Raw genomic sequence first — 26,386 nt, 5'->3', positions numbered from 1 at the left:
TAAATACAAAAAGATGCTTATTTTTACCACTCTATATAATAATAGCAAGAGTTTATAGTTATTATTTAGACTAAAAACACCAGCATTGAAAACACCTACTAAAGCCATACTATTAGTTATTTTCTCAACATTTCTAACATTAAGTTGTTCAAGGAAAAAGGATAAATTTATCAATAGAAATTTTCATGCTATTACAGCCGAATATAATGCACTTTACAACGGGTACAATGCTTTAGAACAAGGTAAACAATCACTTAATGATGCTTATTTTGATAACTATTGGGAAGTATTGCCAATAGAGCGTATGCAGATATTTGAAGACATTGTATTACCAGGTCAATCTAAAAATGAAAACTTTTCAAGAGCAGAAGAAAAAGCTGCAAAAGCAATACAAAAGCACAGTATAAATATTGATGGAAAAGAAAAGAATCCTCAAATAGACGAAGCATACTTATTGCTAGGAAAAGCTAGGTATTTCGATCAACGTTTTGTACCTGCTCTAGAGGCTTTTAATTACATTCTTTATAAATACCCTGCAAGCGATAAAATTAATCAAGCTAAAGTTTGGCGCGAAAAAGCAAATATTAGATTAGATAATAATGAGTTAGCTATTAAAAACTTAAAACGTCTTTTAAAACAAGAAGATTTAGAAGGTCAAGATTTAGCCGATGCAACATCTATACTTGCCCAAGCGTATTTAAACACTAAAATTATAGATACTGCTATTACGCAGTTAGAAATCGCATCAAATGCTACAAAAAATAATGATGAGCGTGGTCGTTATCGTTTTATACAAGGGCAATTATATAATCAATTAGGTTATAAAGATAGTGCCAATATTGCATTTGATAAGGTGATTGAACTTAATAGAAGAACACCAAGAATCTATATGATTTCTTCATATTTAGAAAAAATTAAAAATTTCGATTTTGAAAATGGTGATAAGTTAGAAATGACCGAATTACTTAACGAACTGGAAGAAAATAGAGAAAATCGCCCGTTTTTAGATAAAATTTATCATCAAATAGGCATGTATCATTTACAAAATGGTTCCGATTCATTAGCCGTAAAATATTATAACAAATCTTTACGAACAGATACGCGAGATAATCTTCTTAAAGCAAAAAATTATGAAACTTTAGGAGACATGAATTTCGATGCATCTGTTTATGCCGATGCAGGGCAGTATTATGATAGTACGATGAGTAATTTAACACTCAATTCTAAACCTTACCGTATTATAAAACGTAAACGCGATAATTTAAAAGATGTTATTTATTACGAATCTATTGCTACAGTAAATGATAGTATTTTAAAATTGGTAAATATGCCAGAAGTTAATAAACTGGCGTATTTTGAATCTTTTGTTGAAGAATTAAAAGCAAAGGCTGAAGCCGAAAAAGAAAAAGAAGAAGCTGCCCAACGTAATAGTGGCTTAGCAACCAATAATATTGGAGCTCAACCAAACAGAATAGGAGTACCTAATAAAGCGTCCAATAACTTTTATTTTTACAATCCTACAACTGTAGCATATGGTAAGAATGAGTTTGTAAAGTTTTGGGGTGATAGACCACTTGAAGACAATTGGAGATGGTCAAGCAAAGGAGTTTTAAATAACCCAAGTAATGGTGGTGCTAGCAATATTGTAGACTCAGCATCAGAAGAACAACGTTTCGATCCTCAATATTATATCTCTAAAATTCCAACCGAAGAAAAAGTAATAGACAGTATCTCAAAAGATCGTAATTACGCTTATTATCAATTAGGATTAATTTATAAAGAAAAGTTTAAGGAATATAATTTAGCAAAAAACAAATTTCAAAATCTATTAAACAGTAACCCAGAAGAAAGACTTGTATTACCTTCAAAATATAACTTGTATAAAATTTACGAATTGCTTGGTTCAAATGATGAAGCCTCTATTGCCAAAGAGGAGATTATTGCTAAATATCCAGATTCTAGATATGCAACCATATTAAAAAATCCAGAATTGGTGACACAACGAGACGAAAACAGTCCAGAAAGTTTATATGAAGCTTTATATATTCAGCATGAAAACCAAGATTATCTTTCCGTTATATCAAAAAGTGAAGAATATATAAAAACCTTCGATGGTGAAGCTATGGTGCCAAAATTCGAGCTATTAAAAGCTACTGCAAATGGTCGCTTATACGGTTATGAAGCTTACCAGAAAGCAATAAATTATTTAGCAATTACTTACGCTAATACCCCAGAAGGGAAACAGGCACAAAATATAGAATCTAATTTTTTACCAAAAATAGCTAACAAAGAATTTGCTCAAGAAACAGATAGTATACCCGATAATTATAAAGTAATTTTTCAATTTAAAAACCCACAACCAGAAACTATTTCTAGTTTTAAAGAAACTTTAGATGAGGTATTAAAAAATGTTAAATACTATAAGTTAAACGCTTCAATAGATGTTTATGATACAAACACTAAATTTGTAGTGGTACATGGTATAAAAACAGCGCAAGTTGCAAAAACTTTCAATCAATTACTAACTGAAGAAGATCAAAATAAAATTACAGCCCCTTATTTTGTAGCATCATCTACAAATTATCAAATCATTCAAATCCATAAAAATTTGGATGCCTATTTGAATATAGATAATAATTAAACTTAACACATTCATTATGTTCTCTGATAATAAAAAAGATAAACAAATGGCAGAAGGCGCATCAAGTCAAAATATCATCGCGCAAAGCACCAAAATGCATGGCGATTTTACAAGTAAAGGTGATTTAAGAATTGACGGTACTATTGAAGGAAACATTAATACGTCGGGCAAGGTAGTTGTAGGGAAATCTGGATTAATAAAAGGAACATTAAATGGAACCGATGCTTATTTTGAAGGAAAGTTTTCTGGAAAATTAGTTTTATCTGGTACATTAACACTAAAAGCAACAGCCCATTTAGAAGGAGAGGTAGTTGCAGCTAAATTAGCAGTTGAGCCTGGAGCAACGTTTAATGTTACTTGTTCAATGAAAGGTGCAGTAAAAGATATTAATAATGGCGAACAAGCAATCCAACAAAGAAAATCTAAACCAGAAAAAACAGCTTAAACAAATTGCCGCTTTATCTGGAATAGCTATACAGATGGGTGTAACCATTTATCTTTTTGTTTTATTAGGCAAATGGTTAGATGGTAAATTTGATGGCGGTTCAAAAACCTTTTTAATTATTTGTACTTTACTTGGAGTTTCAATTTCTTTGTATACCGTACTACAACAAATAAAGAAGCTAAACCCTTGACATTAAAAAAACTTATTACAAATTGCTTAACGGTGATTTTTGTAGCATCCATAGCGTTTTTTATTCATTTATTTATAAATTCATCAATTGCCAATTCAGTTGAGTTTAGTCAGTTATTTTATTCATATTGGGTAAATGTGTTATTAGCTTGTGGAGTTATTGTACTTTTATTTATGTTAAGAAAAAGACTAAAAGATCAATTAGGATTTATTTTTATGGCAGCTAGTATGCTAAAATTTGTATTCTTTTTTTTTCTTTTTTATCCAGAGTATAATTCAGATGGTGATTTAAGTAGATTAGAGTTTTTAACTTTTTTTATTCCATACGTAGTTTGCCTAATAATTGAGAGTATTATATTGTCAAAGTTTTTAAATAGTTTGGATAATTATAATTAGTAATGAGATAAGTAAGTAAATAATATTAAATTTTCTTTTTTGCTTTTGATATAAAAGTATACCTTTGCACCGATTTTTAAGCCACTATTCATAATAAGTGATATGCATAACGTAATGTCTTTAAAAACTATTTGTTTATTATTTGTATTTGTAACAAGTCTTTCTTTTTCTCAAGAATCAATGCATTTAGAGGAAATTGCTCCTGAAGTAGAAGGTAAACAAGATGTAAAAACAGAAATAAAAGAGTATATAAATCATCACTTACTAGATTCGTATGATTTTAGTTTAACGTCCTACACTACCGATAGTGGAGAGCATAAATATATTGGGTTTCCATTACCAGTTATTTTATGGGATAATGGATTAAAAGTGTTTTCTTCTTCAAAATTTCATCATGGTGAATCTGTCGCAGAGGTTGATGGTAATCATTACGCATTACACCACAATAAAATTTATAAAACAGATGCTGCAGGCACTATTACTTTAGACGAGCATCATCATGCAACAAATAAAAAACCACTAGATTTCTCCATAACTAAAAACGTATTTACAATATTTTTAGTAGGACTACTTATGTTTTTTATGTTTAGCGGAATGGCTAAAAAATACAAAAAAGGAAATATGCCTAAAGGTATTGGTAGGTTTTTAGAGCCAATAATACTTTACATAAGAGATGATATAGCATTGCCAAATATTGGTAAAAAGCACTACAAAAGATATATGCCTTATTTATTAACGGTTTTCTTTTTTGTTTGGATTATCAATTTATTAGGTTTAACTCCATTAGGTGTAAATGTCACCAATAACATAGCTGTGACTTTAGCTTTAGCTTTAATCACATATGTGTTAACAACATTTACTGCTAATAAAAACTATTGGGGACACATTTTCTGGATGCCGGGTGTACCTGTGCCAATGAAAATTATTTTAGCTCCAATTGAGTTACTAGGTACTATTATTAAACCATTTTCATTAATGATTCGTTTGTATGCAAATATTACTGCAGGACATATCGTATTAATGAGTATTATTGGTTTAATGTTTATATTTAAAAACTGGTTAGGAAGTTCATTATCATTTGGTTTAGCATTTGCTTTATCATTGTTAGAACTTTTAGTGGCTGCATTACAAGCATATATCTTTACAATGTTATCTGCTTTATATTTCGGTTCGGCGGTTGAAGAACATCACGACGACCACTAAAAAAAGAATGTTTAATTTTTAATATATATATTATGACAGGTTTAAATTTCGTAGGAGCTGGTTTAATTGTTATCGGTGCTGGATTAGGTATTGGTAGAATCGGTGGACAAGCAATGGATGCTATTGCACGTCAACCAGAAGCTTCTGGAAAAATCCAAACAGCAATGCTTATCGCAGCTGCACTTATTGAAGGTATTGGATTTGCTGCTTTATTTGCAGCTTAAAAAAGCTAAAACAGCTTTAACGGTTGGTTAAAGCTGTTTTTAAATTTAATATTTATAAAAATCATAGATATAAATGGAAAAGTTAATAAATGAGTTTTCAATAGGGTTATTCTTTTGGCAATTAGTATTGTTCATAGGGTTAGTTTTACTTTTAAGAAAATTTGCTTGGAAACCAATTCTTGATGCTGTTGAGAAGAGAGAAAGTGGTATAGAAGATGCACTAAAATCTGCTGAAAATGCAAAATTAGAAATGCAAAATCTTCAAGCAGATAACCAAAAGTTATTAAAAGAAGCAAGAGCAGAGCGTGAAGAAATGTTAAAAGAAGCACGCGACATGAAAAATAAGATGATTGAAGATGCTAAGGCTGAAGCTAGTGAAACAGCTACTAAACTTATTGAACAAGCACAAGCAAGTATTCAATCTGAAAAGAAAGCTGCTATTGCAGATTTAAAATCTCAAGTAGCTAACTTATCAGTAGAAATTGCTGAAAAAGTAGTACGCACCGAATTATCTAACAAAGACAAGCAATTACAATTGGTTGAAACTATGTTAGGTGAAAAATCATTAAACTAAGTTATAATGGCAGGAGCAAGAGCAGCAATACGTTACGCAAAAGCATTATTAAGCTTAGCTACAGATAAAAAAGCAGCAGATGCTGTTAATATTGACATGAAGTTAATTGCTGATACAATTGCAGGTAACAAAGAATTGAGCGATGCGCTTCAAAGTCCAATAGTTTCTTCTTCAGTTAAAAAAGCAACGTTATTAGATATATTTAAAAACTCTAATGAAAGTACACTAAGCCTTATAGATACATTAAATAGTAATAACAGAATTGATATTTTAGGTCATGTAGCTTCAAAATATATTCAGTTGTTTGATGAGTCAAAAGGTATTCAAGTTGCTTCAGTAACTACAGCTGTAGAATTATCTTCAGATTTAAAGAAGAAAGTTTTAGCAAAAGCTAAAGAGCTTACTGGTAAGGATGTAGAAGTAGAAAATATTATTGATGAAACCATATTAGGAGGTTTCATTTTACGTATTGGAGATATGCAATATAACGCTAGTATTGCAAATCAGTTAAATAAATTAAAACAAGAATTTACATTAAACTAAGATCTTTAAGATCTAAATAAATAATAAGATGGCAGAAGTAAAACCAGCTGAAATATCAGCAATCTTAAAACAACAACTTTCAGGTTTTGAAGCGGGCGCTTCATTGGATGAAGTTGGAACTGTATTAACTGTAGGTGATGGTATTGTTCGTGCCTACGGATTATCTAACGCACAATATGGCGAGTTAGTAGAATTCGATGGCGGATTAGAAGGAATTGTACTAAACCTTGAAGAAGATAACGTTGGTATTGTATTACTAGGGGCTTCAGTAGGAGTTAGTGAAGGCTCTACAGTTAAACGTACAGGACGTATTGCTTCTATTAATGTAGGTGAAGGTATAGTTGGTCGTGTTGTTGATACTTTAGGTAACCCTATTGATGGTAAAGGACCTATTTCTGGTAAAACTTACGAAATGCCTCTAGAGCGTAAAGCTCCTGGAGTTATTTTCCGTGAGCCTGTTACAGAGCCATTACAAACTGGTATCAAATCTATTGATGCAATGATTCCTGTAGGACGTGGTCAACGTGAATTAGTTATTGGTGACCGTCAAACAGGTAAAACAGCAGTTTGTATTGATACAATCTTAAATCAAAAAGAATTTTATGATGCAGGAGAACCTGTATTTTGTATATATGTCGCTATTGGACAAAAAGCATCAACAGTTGCTTTAATTGCTAAAACATTAGAAGAAAAAGGCGCATTAGCTTATACTACTATAGTTGCAGCAAATGCATCAGATCCTGCTCCAATGCAAGTTTATGCTCCTTTTGCAGGTGCTGCAATTGGTGAGTATTTTAGAGATACTGGTCGTCCAGCTTTAATAGTATATGATGATTTATCTAAGCAAGCTGTTGCTTACCGTGAAGTATCTTTATTATTACGTCGTCCACCAGGACGTGAGGCGTATCCAGGTGACGTTTTTTACTTACACTCTAGATTATTAGAACGTTCTGCAAAAGTTATCAATAATGATGACATTGCTAAGGATATGAACGATTTACCAGATTCATTAAAACCTTTAGTAAAAGGTGGTGGGTCTTTAACAGCATTACCAATTATTGAAACTCAAGCGGGTGATGTATCTGCTTATATTCCAACAAACGTAATTTCGATTACAGATGGACAAATTTTCTTAGATGGTGATTTATTTAACTCTGGTGTACGTCCAGCAATTAATGTAGGTATCTCAGTATCTCGTGTTGGTGGTAATGCACAGATTAAATCAATGAAAAAAGTATCAGGTACTTTAAAATTAGACCAGGCACAATTCCGTGAGTTAGAAGCTTTCGCTAAGTTTGGTTCAGATTTAGATGCTGTTACTCTAAACGTAATTGAAAAAGGAAAACGTAACGTAGAGATCTTAAAACAAGCTCAAAACGATCCGTTTACAGTTGAAGATCAAGTTGCAATTATATATGCGGGGTCTAAAAACTTATTAAAAGATGTTCCTGTAAATAAAGTAAAAGAATTTGAAAGAGATTTCATTGAATTCTTAAATGCTAAACACAGAGGTATATTAGATACTTTAAAATCGGGTAAATTAACTGATGAAGTTACAGATACATTAACAACTGTAGCTAAAGATTTATCAGGAAAATATAGAGCATAATAACGATTCCTACTTTCGTAGGAATCCTATTTCATATTTTAAAATATGGCAAATTTAAAAGAAATACGTAACAGAATATCATCAGTATCTTCAACGATGCAGATTACGAGTGCCATGAAAATGGTATCGGCTGCTAAGTTAAAGAAAGCGCAAGATGCTATTACAGCAATGCGTCCTTATGCTGATAAGTTAACTGAACTTTTACAAAGTTTAAGTGCAACTTTAGATGCAGACTCAGGAAGTGCATATTCTGAACAACGTGAATTGAAAAAAGTACTTATAGTACCAATAACCTCTAATAGAGGTTTAGCAGGTGCTTTTAATTCAAACATCATTAAAGAAGTTAACAGATTAAAATCTGAAACTTATGCTAATCAAGAGGTTTCTTATTTAGCAATTGGAAAAAAAGCAAATGATGCTTTTAAAAAGACAAATAATGTCATTGCCAATAAGAGTGAAGTATATGATGATTTAACATTTGATAATGTTGCTGAAATTGCTGAGTTATTAATGGAAAAATTTATTACAGGCGAGTTTGATAAAATCGAAATTGTTTATAATAAATTTAAAAACGCAGCGACTCAAATTGTTATGACTGAGCAATTTTTACCAATTGTTCCTGTTGAGGGTAGTGCTAATGTTAATTTAGATTACATCTTTGAGCCTTCAAAACTAGAAATAGTAGAAGAATTAATCCCTAAGTCTTTAAAAACACAGTTATATAAAGGAATTAGAGATAGTTTTGCTTCAGAGCATGGTGCACGTATGACAGCAATGCATAAAGCAACTGATAACGCAACAGAATTAAGAGATCAATTAAAATTAACTTATAACAAAGCACGTCAGGCAGCTATTACCAATGAAATCTTAGAGATTGTTGGTGGTGCGGAAGCTTTAAATAATTAATATTATTATGCTGAGTTTGTTTCAGTATCTTACATAAATTAATAAAAACCTAACTTTAACCAGTTAGGTTTTTTTGTTTTAAAAACCCTATTTTTATCGTAATAAACAAATAGTTTTTGAGCACACTAAAGAAGTTCTTTAAAGACACCATTATATATGGTATTGCCGCTATTTTGCCTAGAGCAATTAATATTGGTCTGGTAAAGTTACATACAAGTGTATTTGGGGCAGAACGCTATGCTGTAAATACAGATTATTATGTATATGCGGCTTATCTTAATGCGTTGCTTACTTATGGCTTAGAAACAGCCTTTTTTAGATTTTTTAGTAAAGAAAAGGAGAAGGGTAAGGTTATATCAACATCATTCATTTCCTTATTAATTACAACAACACTTTTTTTAGCTATTGCATTACTCAATGCTCAAAATATAACTTCGATATTTGGGTTTGAAAATATTCTTCATGTTAAAATATTAATCTGGACTGTGTTTTTAGACACTATTGTAGTCATTCCTTTTGCTTATTTACGTGTCACTAATAGGCCCATTAAATTCACAGCAATAAAGGTTTTAAACATCCTAGTTTTCGCGGTTCTCAATATATTGTTTTTATGGGTTATTCCTAATAGTTATTTGTCCGATTCTATTTTACCAGAATCATTTAGGTTTTATAATAATGGTCAACCTCAGGTTATTTATATTTTTTTAGCGAATGTAATTGCTAGTTTTGCCACTTTGCTTTTTCTTCTACCTATCATATTAAAAATAAAGTGGAGTATTAATAAGAACGTTTTAAAAAGACTACTTACATATGGATTACCTATTATGGTAGGAAGTTTAGCCTATGTTACAAATGAAAATATAGATAAATTATTTCTTGGCGATTTTATTGGTAATAAAGAAATGGGTATTTATGCTGCATGCTATAAATTGGGTGTTTTTATGACGCTTTATATTATGGCTTTTAGGCTTGGGGCAGAACCTTTTTTCTTTAATCATGCAAAAGAAAAAAACGCAAAACAAAATTATGCTACCATTCTAAAATGGTTTACTATTCTAGGAGCAATATTTATGCTAGTTGTGGTTTGTTATATAGACGTATTTGCCAAATTATTATTAGGTAAGAATGAGTATTTCGAAGCTTTAAAAATTGTTCCAATCATACTTTTAGCTAATTTATGCCTAGGTATATATAATAACCTATCTATTTGGTATAAGCTTACAGACAGAACAATTTATGGTATGTATATTTCTATTTTTGGAGCAGTTATAACTATAGTTTTTAATGTTGTAATGATACCCATAATTGGCTTTATGGCATCAGCTTGGGCCACTTTAGCGGCCTATGGAAGTATGATGCTTATTTCTTATTTAGTAGGAAAGAAATATTATAAAGTACCATACAATGTAAAAAGCGTTATTCTTTATTTATTATTAGCATCGGTATTAAGTTTTATATCGTTTATTGATGCTTTTAGAGCAAACTATTATATTTCAACAGGTTTAGTTTTAGTATTTTTGGGAATTGTATTTATTCTAGAAAAACGTGAATTAAAAGAGTTATTAAAAAAATAGCATATTTTTTCGCTATGCATAGTAAAAACATCTCATGATTAATAATTTAATGAAATGAACATAAAAATAATAAACAAATCCAACCACGAATTACCTCATTACGAAACTATTGCTTCGGCAGGTATGGATTTACGAGCAAGCTTAACAGAATCCATAATTTTAAAACCTTTAGAGCGTACAATAGTAAGCACAGGATTGTTTTTAGAGCTCCCTGTGGGCATAGAAGCTCAAGTGCGCCCAAGAAGTGGTTTGGCTGCCAAAAAAGGCATTACAGTACTTAATGCGCCTGGAACTATTGATGCCGATTATAGAGGTGAGATAGGTGTTATTTTAGTAAATCTTTCGAATGAAGATTTTACCATTCAAAACGGAGAGCGAATAGCACAATTGGTGATTGCTAAACACGAACGTGCCGAATGGGAACAGGTCGATATACTATCAGAAACCGATCGTGGTTCTGGAGGATTCGGAAGTACAGGAACGAAATAAAAATATAAATACAGCTATTAACAAACAAAGAAATTAAAAATGAAAATAATAGTACCAATGGCTGGTCGAGGTTCTAGATTACGCCCACATAGTTTAACCGTACCAAAACCATTAATTCCAGTTGCAGGACAACCTATTGTGCACAGACTTGTAAAAGATATTGCCAAAGTTTTAAAACAACCTATTGAAGAAATTGCTTTTGTTTTAGGCGATCCAGCATGGTTTGGTGATGAGGTGGTTTCTAGTTTAAAAAAATTAGCTACCGATTTAGGTGCCAAAGCATCTATTTACAGACAAGACAAGCCGCTTGGAACGGGTCATGCTATTATGTGTGCTAAACCATCTTTATCTGGGCCAGCAGTAATTGCTTATGCTGATACGTTAATTAGAGCAGAATTTGATTTAGATTCAACCGCAGATAGCGTTATTTGGACAAAACAAGTGGATAATCCAGAAGCTTATGGTGTGGTTAAATTAAATGCTAATGAAGAGATAGTAGAGCTAGTTGAAAAACCAGAAACGTTTGTTTCAGATCAAGCGGTTATAGGAATTTATTACTTTAAAGATGTTGCGGTTTTAAAAGAAAAACTACAAGAAATCTTAGATGAAAATATTATGAATGGTGGCGAATACCAAATTAACGATGGTATTAAACGCATGATGGCAGAAGGTAAAGTTTTTAAAACAGGAACCGTTGATGAATGGATGGATTGTGGTAATAAAGCCATTACCATTGAAACAAATCAGCGAATGTTAGGGTTTTTAAAAGCAGATGGCGAAGAGCAATTAATAGCTAATTCAGCAAAACTAGATAACTCAAATATTATAGAACCTTGCTTTATAGGTGAAAATGTGGTATTGAAAAATACAACTATTGGCCCTTTTGTTTCAGTTGGAAATAATACAGTAATAGAAAATTCAACCATAGAGAATAGTTTAATTCAAACAAATTCTGAAATAAAAAATGCCACATTAAACAATGCCATGATTGGTAATAACGTTAAGTATAACGGAGATTTTACTAGTATAAGTATAGGTGATTATTCAGTATTGGAATAAGCTTCAATTTGTTTTTCCAAACGTGTATCAAAATCTCATTAAATTTGGAACACTATTTGAATCTAATTTGCATAACTAATACAGAGGAATATTAAAATAATCAATGAAAAAAAACATCTACATATTATTTTTTCTATTCGGAACTCTTTTGTTTCCGCATTTACACTATGCACAAGTAGATTTTAATAAAACACCAGATGATGATTTAGGTGATAATGAAGATAAATTCCAAGAGTTGTTTTACGAAGCATTAAAACAAAAAGGAATTGAAAATTATGATAGAGCTGCTGAAGCTTTACAAAAAGCTATAGAGATTGATAATTCTATTCCTGTTTTATATTTTGAATTAGGCAAAAGCTTTAATAAACTTAAAAATTTTGGAGCTGCAGAAGAAGCATTTAAAAAAGCAGTAGATAAAGACCCAGATAATGAATGGTTTTTAGATGAACTCTACGGGTATTATATATCACAAAATGAAAACGACAAAGCCCTAAAAACGGTAAAGCAACTTGTTAAATTTCATCCAGATTATAAAGAAGATTTGGCTTCACTTTATATGAAAATGAAAAAATATGACCAAGCCTTAGAGATTTTAGACGATTTAGATACTCAATTTGGAATTTCAGTTAGTAGAGATGTTAAGCGAAATAGAATTTACGAAGCTACTGGTCGTAAAAAAGACCAAATAGAAAATTTAGAAACACGTGTTGAAAATAACCCAGAAAAGGAATCAAATTATCTGGCACTTATTTTTCGTTATAGCGAAAATAATGACAAAGAAAAAGCCTTTAAAACAGCTAAAGAGCTTCTAAGAATTAATCCGAATTCACAATTAGTACACTTAGCTTTATATAAATTTTATTTAGACGATGCTGCTGCAGAAAAAGCTATTGAATCAATGAAAATAGTTGTTAAAAGTACAGAAATAAAGCCTGAAGCCAAATTAAAAGTACTTTCTGATTTTGTAGAGTTTGTAAAAGACAATCCACAGTATGAAACAGATTTAGTTGAAGCAACAGCTTTAGTTGGTAATGCAGATAACAGTAAGTCTTTTGAAGAATTAGGACAATATTATTTGACAAAAAATAATAAAGTAAAGGCTTTAGAGTATTTTGAAGAAGCTTTAAAACTTGAACCCAATAACTTCCGTTTTTTACGCAATGTTATGTTGCTGTACATAGATTTAGAAAAATATAATTTGGCAAAAGAAAAGAGTACAGAAGCACTTGAAATATACCCATCTCAACCCGTATTATATTTAATAAATGGGGTAGCTTTAAATCAATTAAAAGAACCAAAAGAAGCTATTAGTTCTCTTGAAACAGGTTTGGATTATATTATAGATGATACAAAAATGGAAGCCGATTTTTACAATCAAATAAGTAAAGCTTATACTCTACTAAACAATACTATTAAAGCAAAAACGTTTAGTGAAAAGGCAAAACAAATACACCCCAAAAATTAATGCATACTTCTTCAAAAATTATTTTCGTTTTAATTGTTACATTCTTGTTTAATTGCAAATCGGCAAAAACAATTAGCAGTAATGAAGCAGACTATAATTTGTCTACAAGACAATTAATAAAAGAAAATGCAAAACAAGCTGCAGATTTTAAAACATTACAATCTAGACTTAAAATCACTTATACCAAAAAAGGAAAAACACAATCACATTCTGTTAATTTTAGATCTAAGAAAGATGAGGTGCTCTGGATAAACGCTACATTTTCTGTAATTAGAGCTTTAGTTACGCCAGAAAAAGTTAGTTTTTATAACAAGTTAGATAAAACTTATTTTGATGGTGATTATAAGTATTTAAGTGATTTATTAGGAACAGAATTAGACTTTAATAAAGTTCAAAATTTATTATTAGGAGAAACTATTTACAATATAAATTCAAGTGAATATAAAACATCGGTTGGAGATGGTTCTTATATAGTGCAACCAAAAAATCAACGCGATTTATTTGAAATATTCTTCTTATTAGACCCATCAAATTTTAAGGTAAAATCGCAACAAATTTCGCAACCTAAAGAATTTAGACATTTACAAATTGATTATTTAACATATCAGGATGTTGAAAAACAAATTATACCAGAACGTATAAAAGTAATTGCTGTAGAGGCGCAAGAAGAAATGGTTGTTGAATTAGAAATGAAGAATGTTTCTTTAAATGAAGATTTACGTTTTCCTTTTAAAATACCATCTGGTTTTAAAGAAATAGAACTTTAAATGACAATGTATACCTATACATATAAACTTATATTCATTCTAGGGTTTCTGTTGTGCAGTAGTTTGTCTTTTTCGCAAAGCGATAAACAAAAACAATTAGAATCCCGTAGGCAAGAACTGCGAAGAGAAATTCAAAAAATTAATGAATTAAGAGACGAAAACAAATCAAAAGCAAAATCTGAACTCTCATTAATTGAAGACTTTAATTATAAAATTAGTGTATTATCTAACTTAATTAAAGTAACAAATCAACAAGCTAATTTATTAACTCGCGAAATAAGATCGAACCAAAACAAAATAACGAATTTAAGAACCGAATTAAAGCAGTTAAAAGAAGATTATGCTGCTATGGTGGTAAAGTCTTATAAAAGCAAAAACCAACAGAGTAGAATCATGTTTTTGTTGTCTTCAAACAATTTTAAGCAAGCTTATAAACGCTTGCAGTATATCAAACAATATTCAGACCACCAAAAGCAACAAGGTGAGATTATAAAGGCTAAAACAGTAGAGCTACAAAAAATAAATGCCAACTTATTAAAACAGCAAGAAGATAAAAAGAAATTGATTGCAGAAAACAGAGTGGTTCAAAAATCTTTAGAAACAGAGCGTAAACAGCATGAAACACTCATGGCTTCAATTAAAAAGAACTTGTCTAAATACGCTTCACAAATAAAACAAAAGCAACGCGAAGCAGATAAAATTGATAGAGAAATAGATCGTATTATTAAGGCTGCAATTGCAAAATCTAATAAAAAAGCAGGTAATAAAACAAGTTCTAAATCATTTGCTTTAACTGCTGAAGAAAAAGTATTAGCATCAAACTTTATATCAAACAAAGGGAAGTTACCTTGGCCTGTAGAGAAGGGTTTTGTTCGTTTAGGTTATGGTACTCAACCGCACCCAATTGATAGATCTTTAACCATTAAAAGTAATGGTGTGCGTATTGCTACTGAAAAAGGCGCAAAAGCTAGAGCGGTTTTTGATGGAGAAGTGAGTGAGATTTTAAAAATGAAAAACGTGAATCCTATTGTTATGATTCGCCATGGTAATTATTTAACGCTTTACAGAAACCTTTCTCAGGTGTATGTAAAAAAGGGTGATAAAGTTAAAACGAAACAGGTTATTGGTGAGGTTTTCACAAATCCATCAAACGGTGAAACGATTTTAAGTTTTACCTTATCTAAAGGGACATCTACAGAAAACCCAGCGAGTTGGATTTATAAAATGTAAAATTTCTGCTAAAGCTGGAATCTCTTATATTAAAACTAAAACGGTATTTCAAGTTCTGCACCCGCGTTAGGGATTGAACGGCCTGTTTGAGCTCCCCGACTTTTTAGGAGGGAGCGAGTAGTAAAAGCCCGACCCTTGTGGTAACGCCCTAAATAAGATATTAATCGAACAACGCTTTTAACTCGGTAGCATCGTTTGGTTTTATTTTTCCTGCTAGTAAAAGGCTTAATTGTTTTCTACGCAATGCGGCTTCGAAACGTGCAATTTCAAGATCTGTTTCAGGAATTACTTCAGGTACCTTTACGGGGCGCCCAGTTTCGTCTACTGCTACAAAGGTATAAATAGCTTCGTTTGCTTTTGTTTTGGCGCCAGATTCGCGGTCTTCCATCCAAACATCTATATAAATTTCCATAGATGTGTTGAAGGCGCGAGACACTTTAGCTTCAACAGTTACAACACTTCCTAATGGGACGGCTCTATTAAAAGCTACGTGATTTACTGACGCGGTTACCACAATACGTCTGGAATGGCGTCTGGCAGCTATACTTGCAGCACGATCCATGCGCGCTAATAATTCACCTCCAAATAAGTTGTTTAAAGGATTGGTTTCACCAGGTAAAACCATATCTGTAAGTGTTGTTTTAGATTGCTCGGGTGTTTTTGCTTTCATCTTAAAATTTTGATGTGGCAAAGGTAAAACGAATTTAGGGTTTAATGATTACGTTTTTTTATAAAGCGTGGGGTTATTGTATAAATTTTATAACCAAAATCTTTCATTTTACGGGAAACCCATAGCAGAAATTGTAAAATTTACAGAAAAATCGCTTATTATGACAGAAAAGGTTGTATAAACCATTTTTTTTTTTTTTCATATTTGAGAGAGAATACATGCGGTTAATGTCTTAAAAACATAAAGATAAAATATTTTGCGTTTTGGCATAAACCTCTAATAGCATGTTAATAAATATAAATATTCCGAGTATTAACTTTAAAACAAATGCCTATGAAATAGAACAAAAGTCACACTATTAGAGGAGTATAAATAAATTTTGGTTAGAAAATGCCTCTACAGACAAATAAAAGATTTTCAATAAAAAACCTAAAGTAACAATTTTAAAAAGTATAAAAATGAAATTTAACAATAATATAAGTTTATTATTTGCTATAGTGTGCTGTTGTACACTTATTTTTACAGGATGTAATAAGGATAGCATTGACGTTAAAGAGGACGTACAAATTGAGAATAACGACCCTATTAAAGTTATTAATTATGGTAGAAGTACAAGTTCTAAAAATTCTGCAAAAGGTCAAGGGTTTACAGGAACAAGTATAGCGGTGTTCAGTAACGAAACGAGTTACAAGAATTATATTGAAGACTTAGAAGTTGAAGTAGAAAATTGGGATGATGCCTTTTTAGCAGAATGGGATCACTTAAATGATGAAGATTTGAATGCAAAAGAAGAAGAACTTGGTTTTGATAGTGAAAAACCTTTAACTGATTTTGAAAATCAATTTGGTTTACAATCTTTAAGGAAAAAATATCTTCAAGAGGAGGAAACTTGGTTAAGTAATGATGTTTTGGACCCAACAACTGATCCTGGTTTTAACCCACTTTATGATTTTGATGAAAGCGAGCTTGCAGTAATGAATTCCTTAGCAGAAATACAAATAGGAACAAAAATTGTAAAAAAATTAACTAAAGAAGAATTTAATCTTGTAAATCAAGAGCTTGGTAAATCTAGTGGTACAAAAACTGCTTTTACAATACCTTATGAAGATACTTATTTAGTTATAGATGATTCAGATTATGATGCATTGATTGATTTCAATAATGGTGATTCCTCAGTTGTTAATAACGATAATGTTACGGTAATAAATAACCCACCTGTAACCGAATGTAAGTATGGTAGGGAAGTAAGAGACGAAATTGGCGGCGGTTCTAGGAAATTTTGTAGAACACTTATAAAGGTTCGTAGACCGAGTTTAATATGGAATGGAAAAGTAAAAATAACATCTTATAAAAAGCGAAGACTTACTGGCTGGGGTAAATGGCGTACTAATATTGGAGTAGGTATCGAAGGAAATGTATTTGATGATAATTGTAGTAGTTCTCCAACTTATATTAACAAGTTAAAAGGAAAAAAAAGAAAAAGGAAACAAAAATATAATTGGAGGAACAAATCATTTGATAGTCATAAGGTAGAAAATGAAGGTATTAAGGGAGTTTATTTATACAACAATATAGTAAAAGAAGTAACCTTAGAATGGTAAAAACACAAATAAAATTAGTAGTTATGAGCATTTTGTTCATAACTACTTTCTTGATTAATCCATCTGTAAAGGCGCAAAATAGTAATAGGCTTTTTAATAAGCATCATAAGTGGGGTGCTGTTACTCAATATAATATATTTGATTCTGCTAATATATCTCCCAATAACAATCCAAATGTTAATTATGAAATTTTCAAGAGTAAATTGTTTGCTTTAGGTATTGTATATAACTTTTACCAATACAATAATTGGAATTTTAATGCAGAATTACAATTACAATGGTTTGGGGACATGGAAAGTATTACGATTTTGGAAGCGGAAAACATAACTTCTTTTAATTATGTAGATTTATCCAATACAGAACATGATAAAACCGGTTATTTACCATTAACAGCTGAATACATATTTTATGAAACTGGAAGTTTTAGTTTTGGCATTGGTGCAGGTGTTGGTTTAACCTATTACTGGCATTATGATATTTCTGGCTCCAGCAGTTTAACTATAAATGATGTTACCTTGTTTGAGGCTTTTGAAATAGATGATTATCAGCTTTTTTATTTAAGTAACCATTTACAAGCAAGTGTTTACTTTAAAAGAGAAAAATTTATGTTAAAAGCAAGTGTAGTTTATAAAAAAAGCCACACATCCTTCAGAGAAGGTTATTATGAATTTAAAAATTTGGAATTATCGCCAGATTTTCAAGGAATATTTGATCAATCGGGAGATTTTTTAGGCTTTTCTTTAAGTATTTACCCTAAGAAATATTTTAATAAATGAAAATTGTAATAACACTCATAATTTTTTTGCTACACTTTAATACTTTATACTCTCAAGAGAAATTAGTAGAAAAGGTCGTAATGCAAAAAAACTTATTTGTTAAAGGCTATCTTTTTAATACGCCCGTTTTAAATAATCTTTGTTTGCAAAATGGCTTGCTTTTTACTAAACATAATGAATTTAATAGATTGGAGTTTCCTTTTTTGTTAAGATATAATATTTCAGAAAAATGGAATCTTTTATTTGGAGCTCAATTAAGTACAATAACCAATTATAATAATGTGTTGTCAACTAAGTATTCTGCTTTTAAAAACTTAGATGCTTCTATTTATTTGGGTTCAGAATATAAGTTCTCAGATTTAGTTTCTGGGCAGTTTTCTTTACAATATTCTATTTTAAATATTGAGGATAAGGCTTTTAAAAATTTTAGGATAGATACTAATCCATTAAAATTTAATGTTGGTGTTAAATTTTAAAACTAGTCTAGTTTCTGCACTAACAACCAAGCGTCACGATTATGTGTTCTTTTAATATTCCTTAGAGCTTTTAAGGCGTCAAGTCTCCCTTCGTAGCTAGAATAAACAACTTGGTGTAAACCATATCTATTAGCACCAATTTTTCTTGCACTAAAACCATCTTGTTTTAGTTGTTTAACTTTTTTGTCGCAGTTTTCTTCAACTCTAAAGGCTCCTGCAACTATGTGGTAATTTCCTGTTTGCTTAGTTACATTTAAAGTAATTGCAGGTATGGGATTTAAATTAAAAGTAGCTTCTTGAATTTTAATATCTAACTCTTGAGTAGCTTTTCTTTGAGCTAATTGATTATGTTCTTCAATCTGGTTAACATAATAATTAGAAGCACCAAAACCACCTAATGTTAATGCTATTAAAGCAACAGCAGCATATTTTAAATACGGCTTAGATTTTCGTTTTTCAGGTGTTACAGCAATTGGAATAATTTTTTCAATTGCTTCTGCTTCTTCTTTGTAAACCTCGCGAGTTACAGTTGGTGTTACAAATTGAGATAAACCAAAAGAATCGGTTAAATAATTGAGGTGATAGGTAGGTTCAAATAAAATTTTACCTTCTTTATTGAAAACAATTTCACCAATATTTTTAAAAGTAAGTGTTTCGCCTTGTATTAAATAAGATTTTAAAAGCTTTACACGTTTTGCAATTTTACTATTTGCAACTTCAAAAGGAATTTTTTCTACATCGGCAATGTAATGGGCAAGTAAACCATCATTTTGTTGAATTTGCTCATTAAAAGACACTACTTTTTTTGGCGCATGAAACGTATTTGATTCATTATTAATTGTTGCAGATACGCGTTTAGTTAAAAAAGCACCAAAATCAGGAATGGTAACACACTCATATCTATATAGTAAGTCGCTAATGTAAGTTTCTAATTGCATGAAAACAAAGTTAAAAAAATGTGCTTTCCAATAAAATTTAGGCATAACTATTTATTAACAATGTAAAAATTCTTTTATTGCAGTTTCAAAATCAATAAGATACAATGACAGAAAATGATTTGCTTTATACGTTAGCTTTACAACATGTACCAAATATTGGAGATATTACAGCAAAACGACTTATTTCGCATTGTGGTTCTGCAGAAGAAGTATTAAAAGAAAAGAAACAAAACCTCCTTAAAATTGATGGTATTGGTAGTGTTACAATTAGTGATTTGTTTAAACCTCATCATTTAAAAGAGGCCGAAAAAGAGATTTTGTTTATAAGAGAAAATAATATTAATGTATTTTATTTCCAGAATGATAATTACCCAGAAAAACTAAAACATTGTATAGATGGTCCCATTTTATTATTTCAAACTGGCAAAATTGATTTAAAAAAGCAGCATATTATAAGTATTGTTGGAGCTAGAAAGATTACAACCAATGGTATTGCTTTTTGCGAAAATTTAGTTGAACAGTTAGCACCTTATAACCCCATAATTGTATCAGGCTTTGCTTATGGTACTGATATTACTGCGCACAAAGCGGCAATGAAACATAAAATGCAAACTGTGGCTTGTTTAGCTCATGGTCTCAATCAAATATACCCTAAAGTGCATAAAAAGTATATGGTTGACATGGAGAAAAATGGTGGTTTTTTATCTGATTTTTGGAGTACCGATACTTTTGATAAAAATAATTTTTTAAAAAGAAATAGGGTTATAGCTGGTTTAAGTGAAGCGACTATTGTTATAGAATCTGCAGAAAAGGGTGGAAGTTTGGTTACCGCAGATATTGCTAATTCTTATAATAGAGATGTGTTTGCTGTTCCAGGAAGAACAACAGATAGCCAAAGTATTGGGTGCAATAATTTAATAAAATATCAAAAAGCACATATGCTCACTACGCCTTTGGATGTACCCTACATTTTAAATTGGGAGTTAGAAGATACCAAAAAGCCAGCTGTACAAAAACAACTATTTGTCGAGTTGGATGCTACCGAAAAAGTGATATATAACTACTTAAAAGATAACGATAAACAGCAATTGGATGTGATTGCTATAAATTGTAAAATGCCTATTTTTAAAGTGTCTGGGACACTTTTAAATATGGAATTAAAAGGAGTTATAAGACCTCTACCCGGAAAGTTGTTTGAGGTTATTTAATACCCAACCTTCTCACGAACTCTAGCCAAAACATCATTAGCAATTAACTTCGCTTTTTCTGCACCAACAGAAAGTGCTTTGTCAATCTCGTTTAAGTTGTTCATGTAATAGTTATATCGCTCACGAGGTTCTTTAAAAGTTTCAACAATTAACTCAAAAAGTGCTTGTTTTGCATGTCCGTACCCATAATTACCATTTTCATAATTCGCTTTCATTTCGGCAATTTGAACATCGTTGGCTAGCAAACTATAAATAGCAAAACAGTTACAAGTACTCCAATCTTTAGGGTCCTCTAACGCTGTACTATCGGTTTGAATACCCATAATTTGCTTGCGTAGTTTTTTATCGTTTAAAAATATATTAATGGTATTGTTTTGGCTTTTACTCATTTTTCCGCCATTAGTACCAGGAATAAGTTTGGTGTCTTTTTGTACTTCTGCCTTAGGTAAAACAAAAGTTTCGCCAACTTTAGCATGAAAACGAGATGCTACATCGCGTGTCATTTCAATATGTTGTTCTTGATCTTTTCCAACAGGTATTATTTCGGCATCATACAATAAAATATCGGCAGCCATAAGCATTGGGTAGGTAAATAATCCTGAATTTACATCTTCAAGCCTATCTGCTTTATCTTTAAAACTATGTGCTAAGGTTAAACGTTGGTATGGAAAAAAACAGCTTAAATACCAAGATAATTCGGTAACTTGGGGTATGTCACTCTGTCTATAAAATACTGTTTTTTCAATGTTTAAACCAAAGGCTAACCAAGTAGCAGCTGTTGAGTATGTGTTTTCTCGTAAGGTTTTTGCATCTTTAATTTGCGTTAAGGTATGCAAATTTGCAATAAATAAATACGAATCATTTTTAGGGTCTTCAGCCATTTTTATAGCTGGTATAATTGCACCTAAAATGTTTCCTAAATGCGGTGTTCCTGTACTTTGTATGCCTGTTAGTATTCTTGCCATTTTTTTATTTCCTTGAAAATGGGAATCTTTTTAAATTAAACGTCTTAAGTATTTAATGAGCAAAGGTAAACGTTTTAATAAAATAGCTCAATACAATTATGTATTTTTGGGGGTAATGAAGATATTTAAATATTTATTTTGGTTTTTATACCGCATTTGGTTTTATATTCTTGTTACATTACCAATTCTTATACTTTTTCCAATACTTTTAATTTCTATTTTAAAAGAGTCTTGGTATCCATTTTTTTTTAAACTAGCTAGATGGTGGGCAAAATTTATATTAATAGGTATGGGGTTTGCTTATAACATTAAACGCGAACAAATACCTGAAAAAAATAAAAGCTATATGTTTATTGCCAACCATACATCTATGACAGATATCATGTTAATGTTAGTTTCGGTTAAAAACCCGTTTGTTTTTGTTGGCAAAGCAGAATTGGCTAAAATCCCATTATTTGGATTCTTTTATAAACGTACTTGTATTTTAGTTGATAGAAGCTCGCCACAAAGCAGACAGGCTGTTTTTTTAAGAGCGCAACGAAGGTTAAAGTCTGGACTAAGTATTTGTATTTTTCCTGAGGGAGGCGTACCCGAAGAGCATATTATGTTAGATGAATTTAAAGATGGTGCTTTTAGATTGGCTATAAACCATCAAATACCAATTGTTCCAATTACTTTTGCTGATAATAAAAAACGTTTTTCTTATACTTTTTTTAGCGGAAGCCCAGGAAGAATGCGAGTTAAAATTCATAAATTTTTATTAACTGAAGGTTTAAATACTAAAGACACAAGAAGTTTAAATGATAATTCTAAAACAATTATTTTAAACCAACTTGAACAATTTGCTAATAGTTAATAGACTTAATTATAGGGAATTATAAACCTGTTTACAATGATATGTAATTTTAAAAAAAAATATTTATATTTATATCCCCTAAAAACGTAATATAAATACTATATGATTAAATTTTTTATATCTCTATATGAGGGGGTTTACAAGAATATATTAATTACAGCTACTTTTATTGGTGGTTTTTTTCTGTTTATAGCATATTTTGACATTTTTTTTGAAGATGGCAGTGCTTTTCGAGAATTATTCAAAGTCCTTGGAACTGCTGTTGTTTCTGGTGGAGTATTCATGGCGATAGCTAAGTCTTACCAATTTACAAATATTTTTAAAGACGAATTAAGAAATGTGATTTATTCTAATGAACATTTAGAAAACAGAAAAGATATTGAAGATATATGGCGTAGAGTAACCGAGTCTCTTTGTAAGCAAAAATACTCAACTATTAATAAAAAACTATTTGAAACGGTAAAGAAGTACTACCTTCCGATTGAAAGCGAATATTATAATAAAAGATTTGACCTTGTTGTAAATATTGAGACCATACCAGAAAATCCTGGATTTCTTAAAATTACAGAAGAGATTGAAGCTGACATTACATCAGAGGAAGCAGATACTTTCGATTATACTTATTCTGCATTTATTCCGAGGAGTTCTAGCGACGATATTACTGATTATAATTTAAAAGAGTTTTCCATGAACGATGCTAAATTAGATTTTGAGAGAGACAATCTTTTAAGTAAAGTTGTTAGCGAAGAATCCGTTAGTGTAAAGTTTTCGTATAAATGTGAAAGAAAATTAAACGATTACAGAGTCAAAAGAACAGAAGAGAAAATTATTTGTTTATCACATAATCCATACAGAATACATAGAGCTACTTGGATGTTTAAAAGTTTCAAAGTAACAATTAATTACCCTAAATCTCTAGATATTAGATTTATTGATTTAGGTGTTTTAGGCAAATGGAATGTAACTAAGGATGAAATAAATGGGTTAAACAGAATTAGAGCCAACTATAACGCCTTAATGTTTAAAAATCAAGGATTTATGGTTACTTTAAAAGAAGTTTAACAGGTAATTATTGCAATAAAACGATTTTTAGCACGTTATTTGTATATTATTTTAAAAAGCATTAAATTTATAAAGTATGAAAGTATTAGATATCAGTAACGGATAGTATTGAAACCGTTGTTTTACAACAATTTCAAGGATAAATACGGTGTTATTCTTCACCTTAATCAAAAGAATAAAGAGCATATATTATGCTCTTTTTTTATTTTAGAACTTTATTACACCTAATGCTTGTTTATAGTGTAAATAACTACTATATTTGTTTAATCAAAACAGATATACAATGTTTAATAAAGAAGTAAAATCAATTTTAGACTTAATTCAAGCTTTTCCAACAGAACAGGATTGCATTGAGCATTTAGAATTATTACGTTGGAACGGTAATGTTGTTAGTCCTTTTGATGAAACCTCTAAGGTTTATAACTGTAAAGGAAATAAGTATAAATGTAAAAACACAGGTAAATACTTCAATGTAAAGACAAATACTATTTTTGATAATACTAAAATGGAATTACAAAAATGGTTTATGGCTATTTGGTTGGTTACTTCACATAAAAAAGGTATTTCAAGTTTACAGTTAGGACGTGATTTAGGTATTACTCAAAAATCTGCTTGGTTTATGTTACAACGTATTAGAAATTGCTTTGGGTTAAATGACGATAACGGTGAGAAGTTACAAGGCGAAGTTGAAATTGATGAAACTTATGTAGGTGGCAAGTCTAAAAACCGACCTGCTTCAATCAGAAAAGACAAATCAGAAGAAACTAAACTAAAACATAAGAAATCAGCCGTTTTAGGAATGGTTGAACGTGGTGGTGATGTTAGAGCAATGCATGTAAAAAATGCAACTGAATTATCTCTATTACCTCCAATAGTAAATAATATATCTTTTGATGCTACGATATACTCGGATGAATTAACATCTTACAGTAAATTACAACGTGTTTACGACCATCAATCTGTAAAACATGGTAGAGGTGAATATGTAAGAGGTCGTGTATCTACAAACTCAATAGAGAGTTTTTGGGCGTTGTTAAAGCGTGGTATTTATGGTATTTATCATTTCACGTCTAAAAAACATTTACAATTTTATGTTGATGAATTTGTGTTTAGATACAATACTAGAAAATCAACTGAAAGTGATAGATTTAATTTACTTTTGAATAATATTGAGAATAGAATAACTTATAAAGAATTGATTAATGGGTAATTTAGAAGAACAAAAAAACTTTCTTTTCTATTCCACAGAAGAAGGAAATACTAATATTCAAGTTATTTTAGATGATGATACTGTTTGGGTTACTCAAACAAGTATGGCAGAGATTTTCGAGACTACTAAACAAAATATAAGTCAGCATTTAAATAACATATATAAAGAAGGGGAGCTAAACAAATACGCAACTGTAAAGGATATCTTGACAGTTCAAACGGAAGGGTCACGAAAAGTCCAAAGGTCTATAGAATTTTATAACCTAGATGCAATAATATCTGTTGGGTATAGGGTAAACTCCCCTAAAGCAACTTTATTCAGAATATGGGCGTCTTCAATATTAAAGGAATATTTAATAAAAGGTTTTGCGCTAGATGATGATAGGTTAAAACAGGGTAAGACATTATTTGATAAAGATTACTTTGATGAATTAATAGAGCGTATTAGGGAAATACGTGCTTCTGAAAGAAGGTTTTACCAAAAAATTACAGATATATATGCCTTAGCAATTGATTATGACTCTAAAGCTCCAATATCACAAGCGTTTTTTGCTACAGTTCAAAATAAATTAGAGTACGCTATAACGCATCATACCGCCTCAGAAATAATAAAACTAAGAGCAAATGCTTCCTTGCCAAATATGGGGTTAACAAGTTGGAAAAATGAAAAAAAAGGGGGTAAAATATTAAAATCAGATGTTTCTGTTGGTAAAAACTATTTTAAGCATGACGAAATATCAGAACTAAACATATTAGTAAATATGCTTCTTGATTTTGCTGAATTACAAGCAAAAAGAAATCAAGGATTAACAATGAAAGATTGGGTTGAAAAACTTGACTCGTTTATAAAGTTTAATGATTATGATATTTTACAAGGAAAAGGAAAGGTTAGTGCTAAAGTCGCTAAGACATTTGCTGAAAGAGAATATTCTAAATTTAGAATAGTTCAAGATATTGAGTTTAAATCTGACTTTGACAAGTTGGTAGAAAAAACAAAAAAAGGTGAAGTGCCACCACCGCCTAAACCAAAGCCAAAAGAACCTTTGTCAGAATTTAATAAAAATTTAATCAAAGGGCTTAATCATAACCCTAAAGACAGACCCGAATCGGCTTTAAGTTTAAAAAGCCTTAAAAAGAGAAACGATAAAAAATAAAATGCCTAACAATAAAAAACATAACGACTAATATGATAATCTCACTAATAGATATAAAACCAACTTTATAGGTGGTTTGTTATGGATTTTATTATTTGTTGCTATTTACAAACTAATAGAGTGGTTATTTTTATAACCTATTGACCTGTAAATACAA

General features: G+C 30.7%; 27 protein-coding genes. 24 read left to right on the top strand and 3 right to left on the bottom strand.

All coding sequences use genetic code 11. The features are described 5' to 3' along the window. The first annotated feature begins 85 nt into the window (after positions 1 to 85). The 16 genes from Q0842_RS13615 to Q0842_RS13540 all read left to right on the top strand — a co-directional run bounded on the left by Q0842_RS13615 (position 86) and on the right by Q0842_RS13540 (position 15,314). Entirely contained in the window at positions 86 to 2,641 is a 2,556-nt protein-coding gene (locus tag Q0842_RS13615) for a hypothetical protein (protein WP_298499157.1), read from the top strand. A gap of 16 nt (positions 2,642 to 2,657) precedes the next feature. Then, positions 2,658 to 3,086: a polymer-forming cytoskeletal protein gene (locus tag Q0842_RS13610; RefSeq protein WP_298499154.1), complete on the top strand. Its 429-nt coding sequence runs from the start codon at positions 2,658 to 2,660 to the stop codon at positions 3,084 to 3,086. Continuing rightward, positions 3,034 to 3,276, top strand: coding sequence for an AtpZ/AtpI family protein (locus tag Q0842_RS13605; protein ID WP_298499151.1), 243 nt, complete (start codon positions 3,034 to 3,036; stop codon positions 3,274 to 3,276). Before Q0842_RS13610 ends, Q0842_RS13605 begins: the two co-directional genes overlap by 53 nt. After that, positions 3,273 to 3,671 (top strand): DUF6168 family protein, encoded by a 399-nt coding sequence (locus Q0842_RS13600; RefSeq protein ID WP_298499148.1) that lies wholly within the window; start codon positions 3,273 to 3,275, stop codon positions 3,669 to 3,671. The genes Q0842_RS13605 and Q0842_RS13600 overlap by 4 nt, the downstream gene beginning before the upstream one ends. Before the next feature lie 102 nt (positions 3,672 to 3,773). Continuing rightward, entirely contained in the window at positions 3,774 to 4,874 is a 1,101-nt protein-coding gene (atpB, locus tag Q0842_RS13595; protein ID WP_298499145.1) for a F0F1 ATP synthase subunit A, read from the top strand. Positions 4,875 to 4,906: 32 nt separating this feature from the next. Next, entirely contained in the window at positions 4,907 to 5,098 is a 192-nt protein-coding gene (gene atpE, locus Q0842_RS13590; protein ID WP_298499142.1) for an ATP synthase F0 subunit C, read from the top strand. Between the two features lie 73 nt (positions 5,099 to 5,171). Continuing rightward, positions 5,172 to 5,672 carry a F0F1 ATP synthase subunit B gene (locus Q0842_RS13585; RefSeq protein ID WP_298499137.1) on the top strand — a complete coding sequence of 167 codons (501 nt, stop codon included), beginning with the start codon at positions 5,172 to 5,174 and terminating at the stop codon, positions 5,670 to 5,672. A 6-nt stretch (positions 5,673 to 5,678) separates the two neighbouring features. Then, complete coding sequence (atpH, locus tag Q0842_RS13580) at positions 5,679 to 6,215, top strand: ATP synthase F1 subunit delta (protein WP_298499134.1); 537 nt, start codon at positions 5,679 to 5,681, stop codon at positions 6,213 to 6,215. 28 nt (positions 6,216 to 6,243) lie between these two features. Next, entirely contained in the window at positions 6,244 to 7,824 is a 1,581-nt protein-coding gene (atpA, locus tag Q0842_RS13575; protein WP_298499131.1) for a F0F1 ATP synthase subunit alpha, read from the top strand. Between the two features lie 45 nt (positions 7,825 to 7,869). Next, a complete protein-coding gene (atpG, locus tag Q0842_RS13570) occupies positions 7,870 to 8,730 on the top strand; it encodes an ATP synthase F1 subunit gamma (protein ID WP_298499128.1) in 861 nt (286 codons plus the stop codon). A 116-nt stretch (positions 8,731 to 8,846) separates the two neighbouring features. After that, positions 8,847 to 10,304: an MATE family efflux transporter gene (locus Q0842_RS13565; protein WP_298499124.1), complete on the top strand. Its 1,458-nt coding sequence runs from the start codon at positions 8,847 to 8,849 to the stop codon at positions 10,302 to 10,304. Positions 10,305 to 10,358: 54 nt separating this feature from the next. Beyond that, positions 10,359 to 10,793: a dUTP diphosphatase gene (gene dut / locus Q0842_RS13560; protein ID WP_298499121.1), complete on the top strand. Its 435-nt coding sequence runs from the start codon at positions 10,359 to 10,361 to the stop codon at positions 10,791 to 10,793. A 39-nt stretch (positions 10,794 to 10,832) separates the two neighbouring features. Further along, positions 10,833 to 11,852: a sugar phosphate nucleotidyltransferase gene (locus Q0842_RS13555; RefSeq protein WP_298499118.1), complete on the top strand. Its 1,020-nt coding sequence runs from the start codon at positions 10,833 to 10,835 to the stop codon at positions 11,850 to 11,852. Between the two features lie 103 nt (positions 11,853 to 11,955). Beyond that, positions 11,956 to 13,317, top strand: coding sequence for a tetratricopeptide repeat protein (locus tag Q0842_RS13550; protein WP_298499115.1), 1,362 nt, complete (start codon positions 11,956 to 11,958; stop codon positions 13,315 to 13,317). Next, positions 13,317 to 14,084 (top strand): DUF4292 domain-containing protein, encoded by a 768-nt coding sequence (locus Q0842_RS13545; RefSeq protein WP_298499112.1) that lies wholly within the window; start codon positions 13,317 to 13,319, stop codon positions 14,082 to 14,084. Before Q0842_RS13550 ends, Q0842_RS13545 begins: the two co-directional genes overlap by 1 nt. Beyond that, entirely contained in the window at positions 14,085 to 15,314 is a 1,230-nt protein-coding gene (locus Q0842_RS13540; RefSeq protein WP_298499108.1) for a peptidoglycan DD-metalloendopeptidase family protein, read from the top strand. A gap of 160 nt (positions 15,315 to 15,474) precedes the next feature. On the opposite strand, the gene Q0842_RS13535 is transcribed toward Q0842_RS13540, so the two are convergent. Then, on the bottom strand, positions 15,475 to 15,984 hold the full coding sequence (locus Q0842_RS13535) for an acyl-CoA thioesterase (protein ID WP_298499105.1): 510 nt from the start codon (positions 15,982 to 15,984) through the stop codon (positions 15,475 to 15,477). 458 nt (positions 15,985 to 16,442) lie between these two features. On the opposite strand from Q0842_RS13535, the gene Q0842_RS13530 reads away from it, so the two are divergent. From Q0842_RS13530 to Q0842_RS13520, 3 genes are all read left to right on the top strand, one after another. Further along, on the top strand, positions 16,443 to 17,585 hold the full coding sequence (locus Q0842_RS13530; RefSeq protein ID WP_298499102.1) for a hypothetical protein: 1,143 nt from the start codon (positions 16,443 to 16,445) through the stop codon (positions 17,583 to 17,585). A gap of 23 nt (positions 17,586 to 17,608) precedes the next feature. Then, the gene (locus tag Q0842_RS13525; protein ID WP_298499099.1) at positions 17,609 to 18,361 is read left to right on the top strand and encodes a hypothetical protein; all 753 of its coding nucleotides are present in this window, start codon (positions 17,609 to 17,611) and stop codon (positions 18,359 to 18,361) included. 80 nt (positions 18,362 to 18,441) lie between these two features. Then, a complete protein-coding gene (locus Q0842_RS13520; RefSeq protein WP_298499096.1) occupies positions 18,442 to 18,837 on the top strand; it encodes a hypothetical protein in 396 nt (131 codons plus the stop codon). 2 nt (positions 18,838 to 18,839) lie between these two features. On the opposite strand, the gene Q0842_RS13515 is transcribed toward Q0842_RS13520, so the two are convergent. Further along, positions 18,840 to 19,775: an SPOR domain-containing protein gene (locus Q0842_RS13515; RefSeq protein ID WP_298499093.1), complete on the bottom strand. Its 936-nt coding sequence runs from the start codon at positions 19,773 to 19,775 to the stop codon at positions 18,840 to 18,842. Between the two features lie 104 nt (positions 19,776 to 19,879). Between Q0842_RS13515 and dprA the strand changes: the two genes are divergently transcribed. Further along, a complete protein-coding gene (gene dprA / locus Q0842_RS13510; protein WP_298499090.1) occupies positions 19,880 to 20,983 on the top strand; it encodes a DNA-processing protein DprA in 1,104 nt (367 codons plus the stop codon). Here dprA and trpS read toward each other — a convergent pair. After that, complete coding sequence (gene trpS / locus Q0842_RS13505) at positions 20,980 to 21,948, bottom strand: tryptophan--tRNA ligase (RefSeq protein WP_298499086.1); 969 nt, start codon at positions 21,946 to 21,948, stop codon at positions 20,980 to 20,982. The two genes, dprA and trpS, sit on opposite strands and share 4 nt — an antisense overlap. A 115-nt stretch (positions 21,949 to 22,063) precedes the next feature. Between trpS and Q0842_RS13500 the strand changes: the two genes are divergently transcribed. The 4 genes from Q0842_RS13500 (at position 22,064) to Q0842_RS13485 (ending at position 26,229) form a co-directional block, all read left to right on the top strand. Then, positions 22,064 to 22,804, top strand: a complete 741-nt coding sequence (locus Q0842_RS13500; RefSeq protein ID WP_298499230.1) for a 1-acyl-sn-glycerol-3-phosphate acyltransferase — start codon at positions 22,064 to 22,066, stop codon at positions 22,802 to 22,804. A 282-nt stretch (positions 22,805 to 23,086) separates the two neighbouring features. Then, positions 23,087 to 23,866 carry a hypothetical protein gene (locus Q0842_RS13495; RefSeq protein WP_298499083.1) on the top strand — a complete coding sequence of 260 codons (780 nt, stop codon included), beginning with the start codon at positions 23,087 to 23,089 and terminating at the stop codon, positions 23,864 to 23,866. Between the two features lie 283 nt (positions 23,867 to 24,149). Then, entirely contained in the window at positions 24,150 to 25,076 is a 927-nt protein-coding gene (locus Q0842_RS13490; RefSeq protein ID WP_298499080.1) for an IS1595 family transposase, read from the top strand. Continuing rightward, on the top strand, positions 25,069 to 26,229 hold the full coding sequence (locus tag Q0842_RS13485; RefSeq protein WP_298499077.1) for a virulence RhuM family protein: 1,161 nt from the start codon (positions 25,069 to 25,071) through the stop codon (positions 26,227 to 26,229). The genes Q0842_RS13490 and Q0842_RS13485 overlap by 8 nt, the downstream gene beginning before the upstream one ends. The last annotated feature ends 157 nt before the right edge of the window (positions 26,230 to 26,386 follow it).

Origin of the sequence: uncultured Algibacter sp. (assembly GCF_947495675.1) — a bacterium.
In the GTDB taxonomy this organism is placed as follows: domain Bacteria; phylum Bacteroidota; class Bacteroidia; order Flavobacteriales; family Flavobacteriaceae; genus Algibacter_B.
Note: the sequence above shows the minus strand (reverse complement) of the source record. Positions and strands in the feature narration are given on the sequence as shown.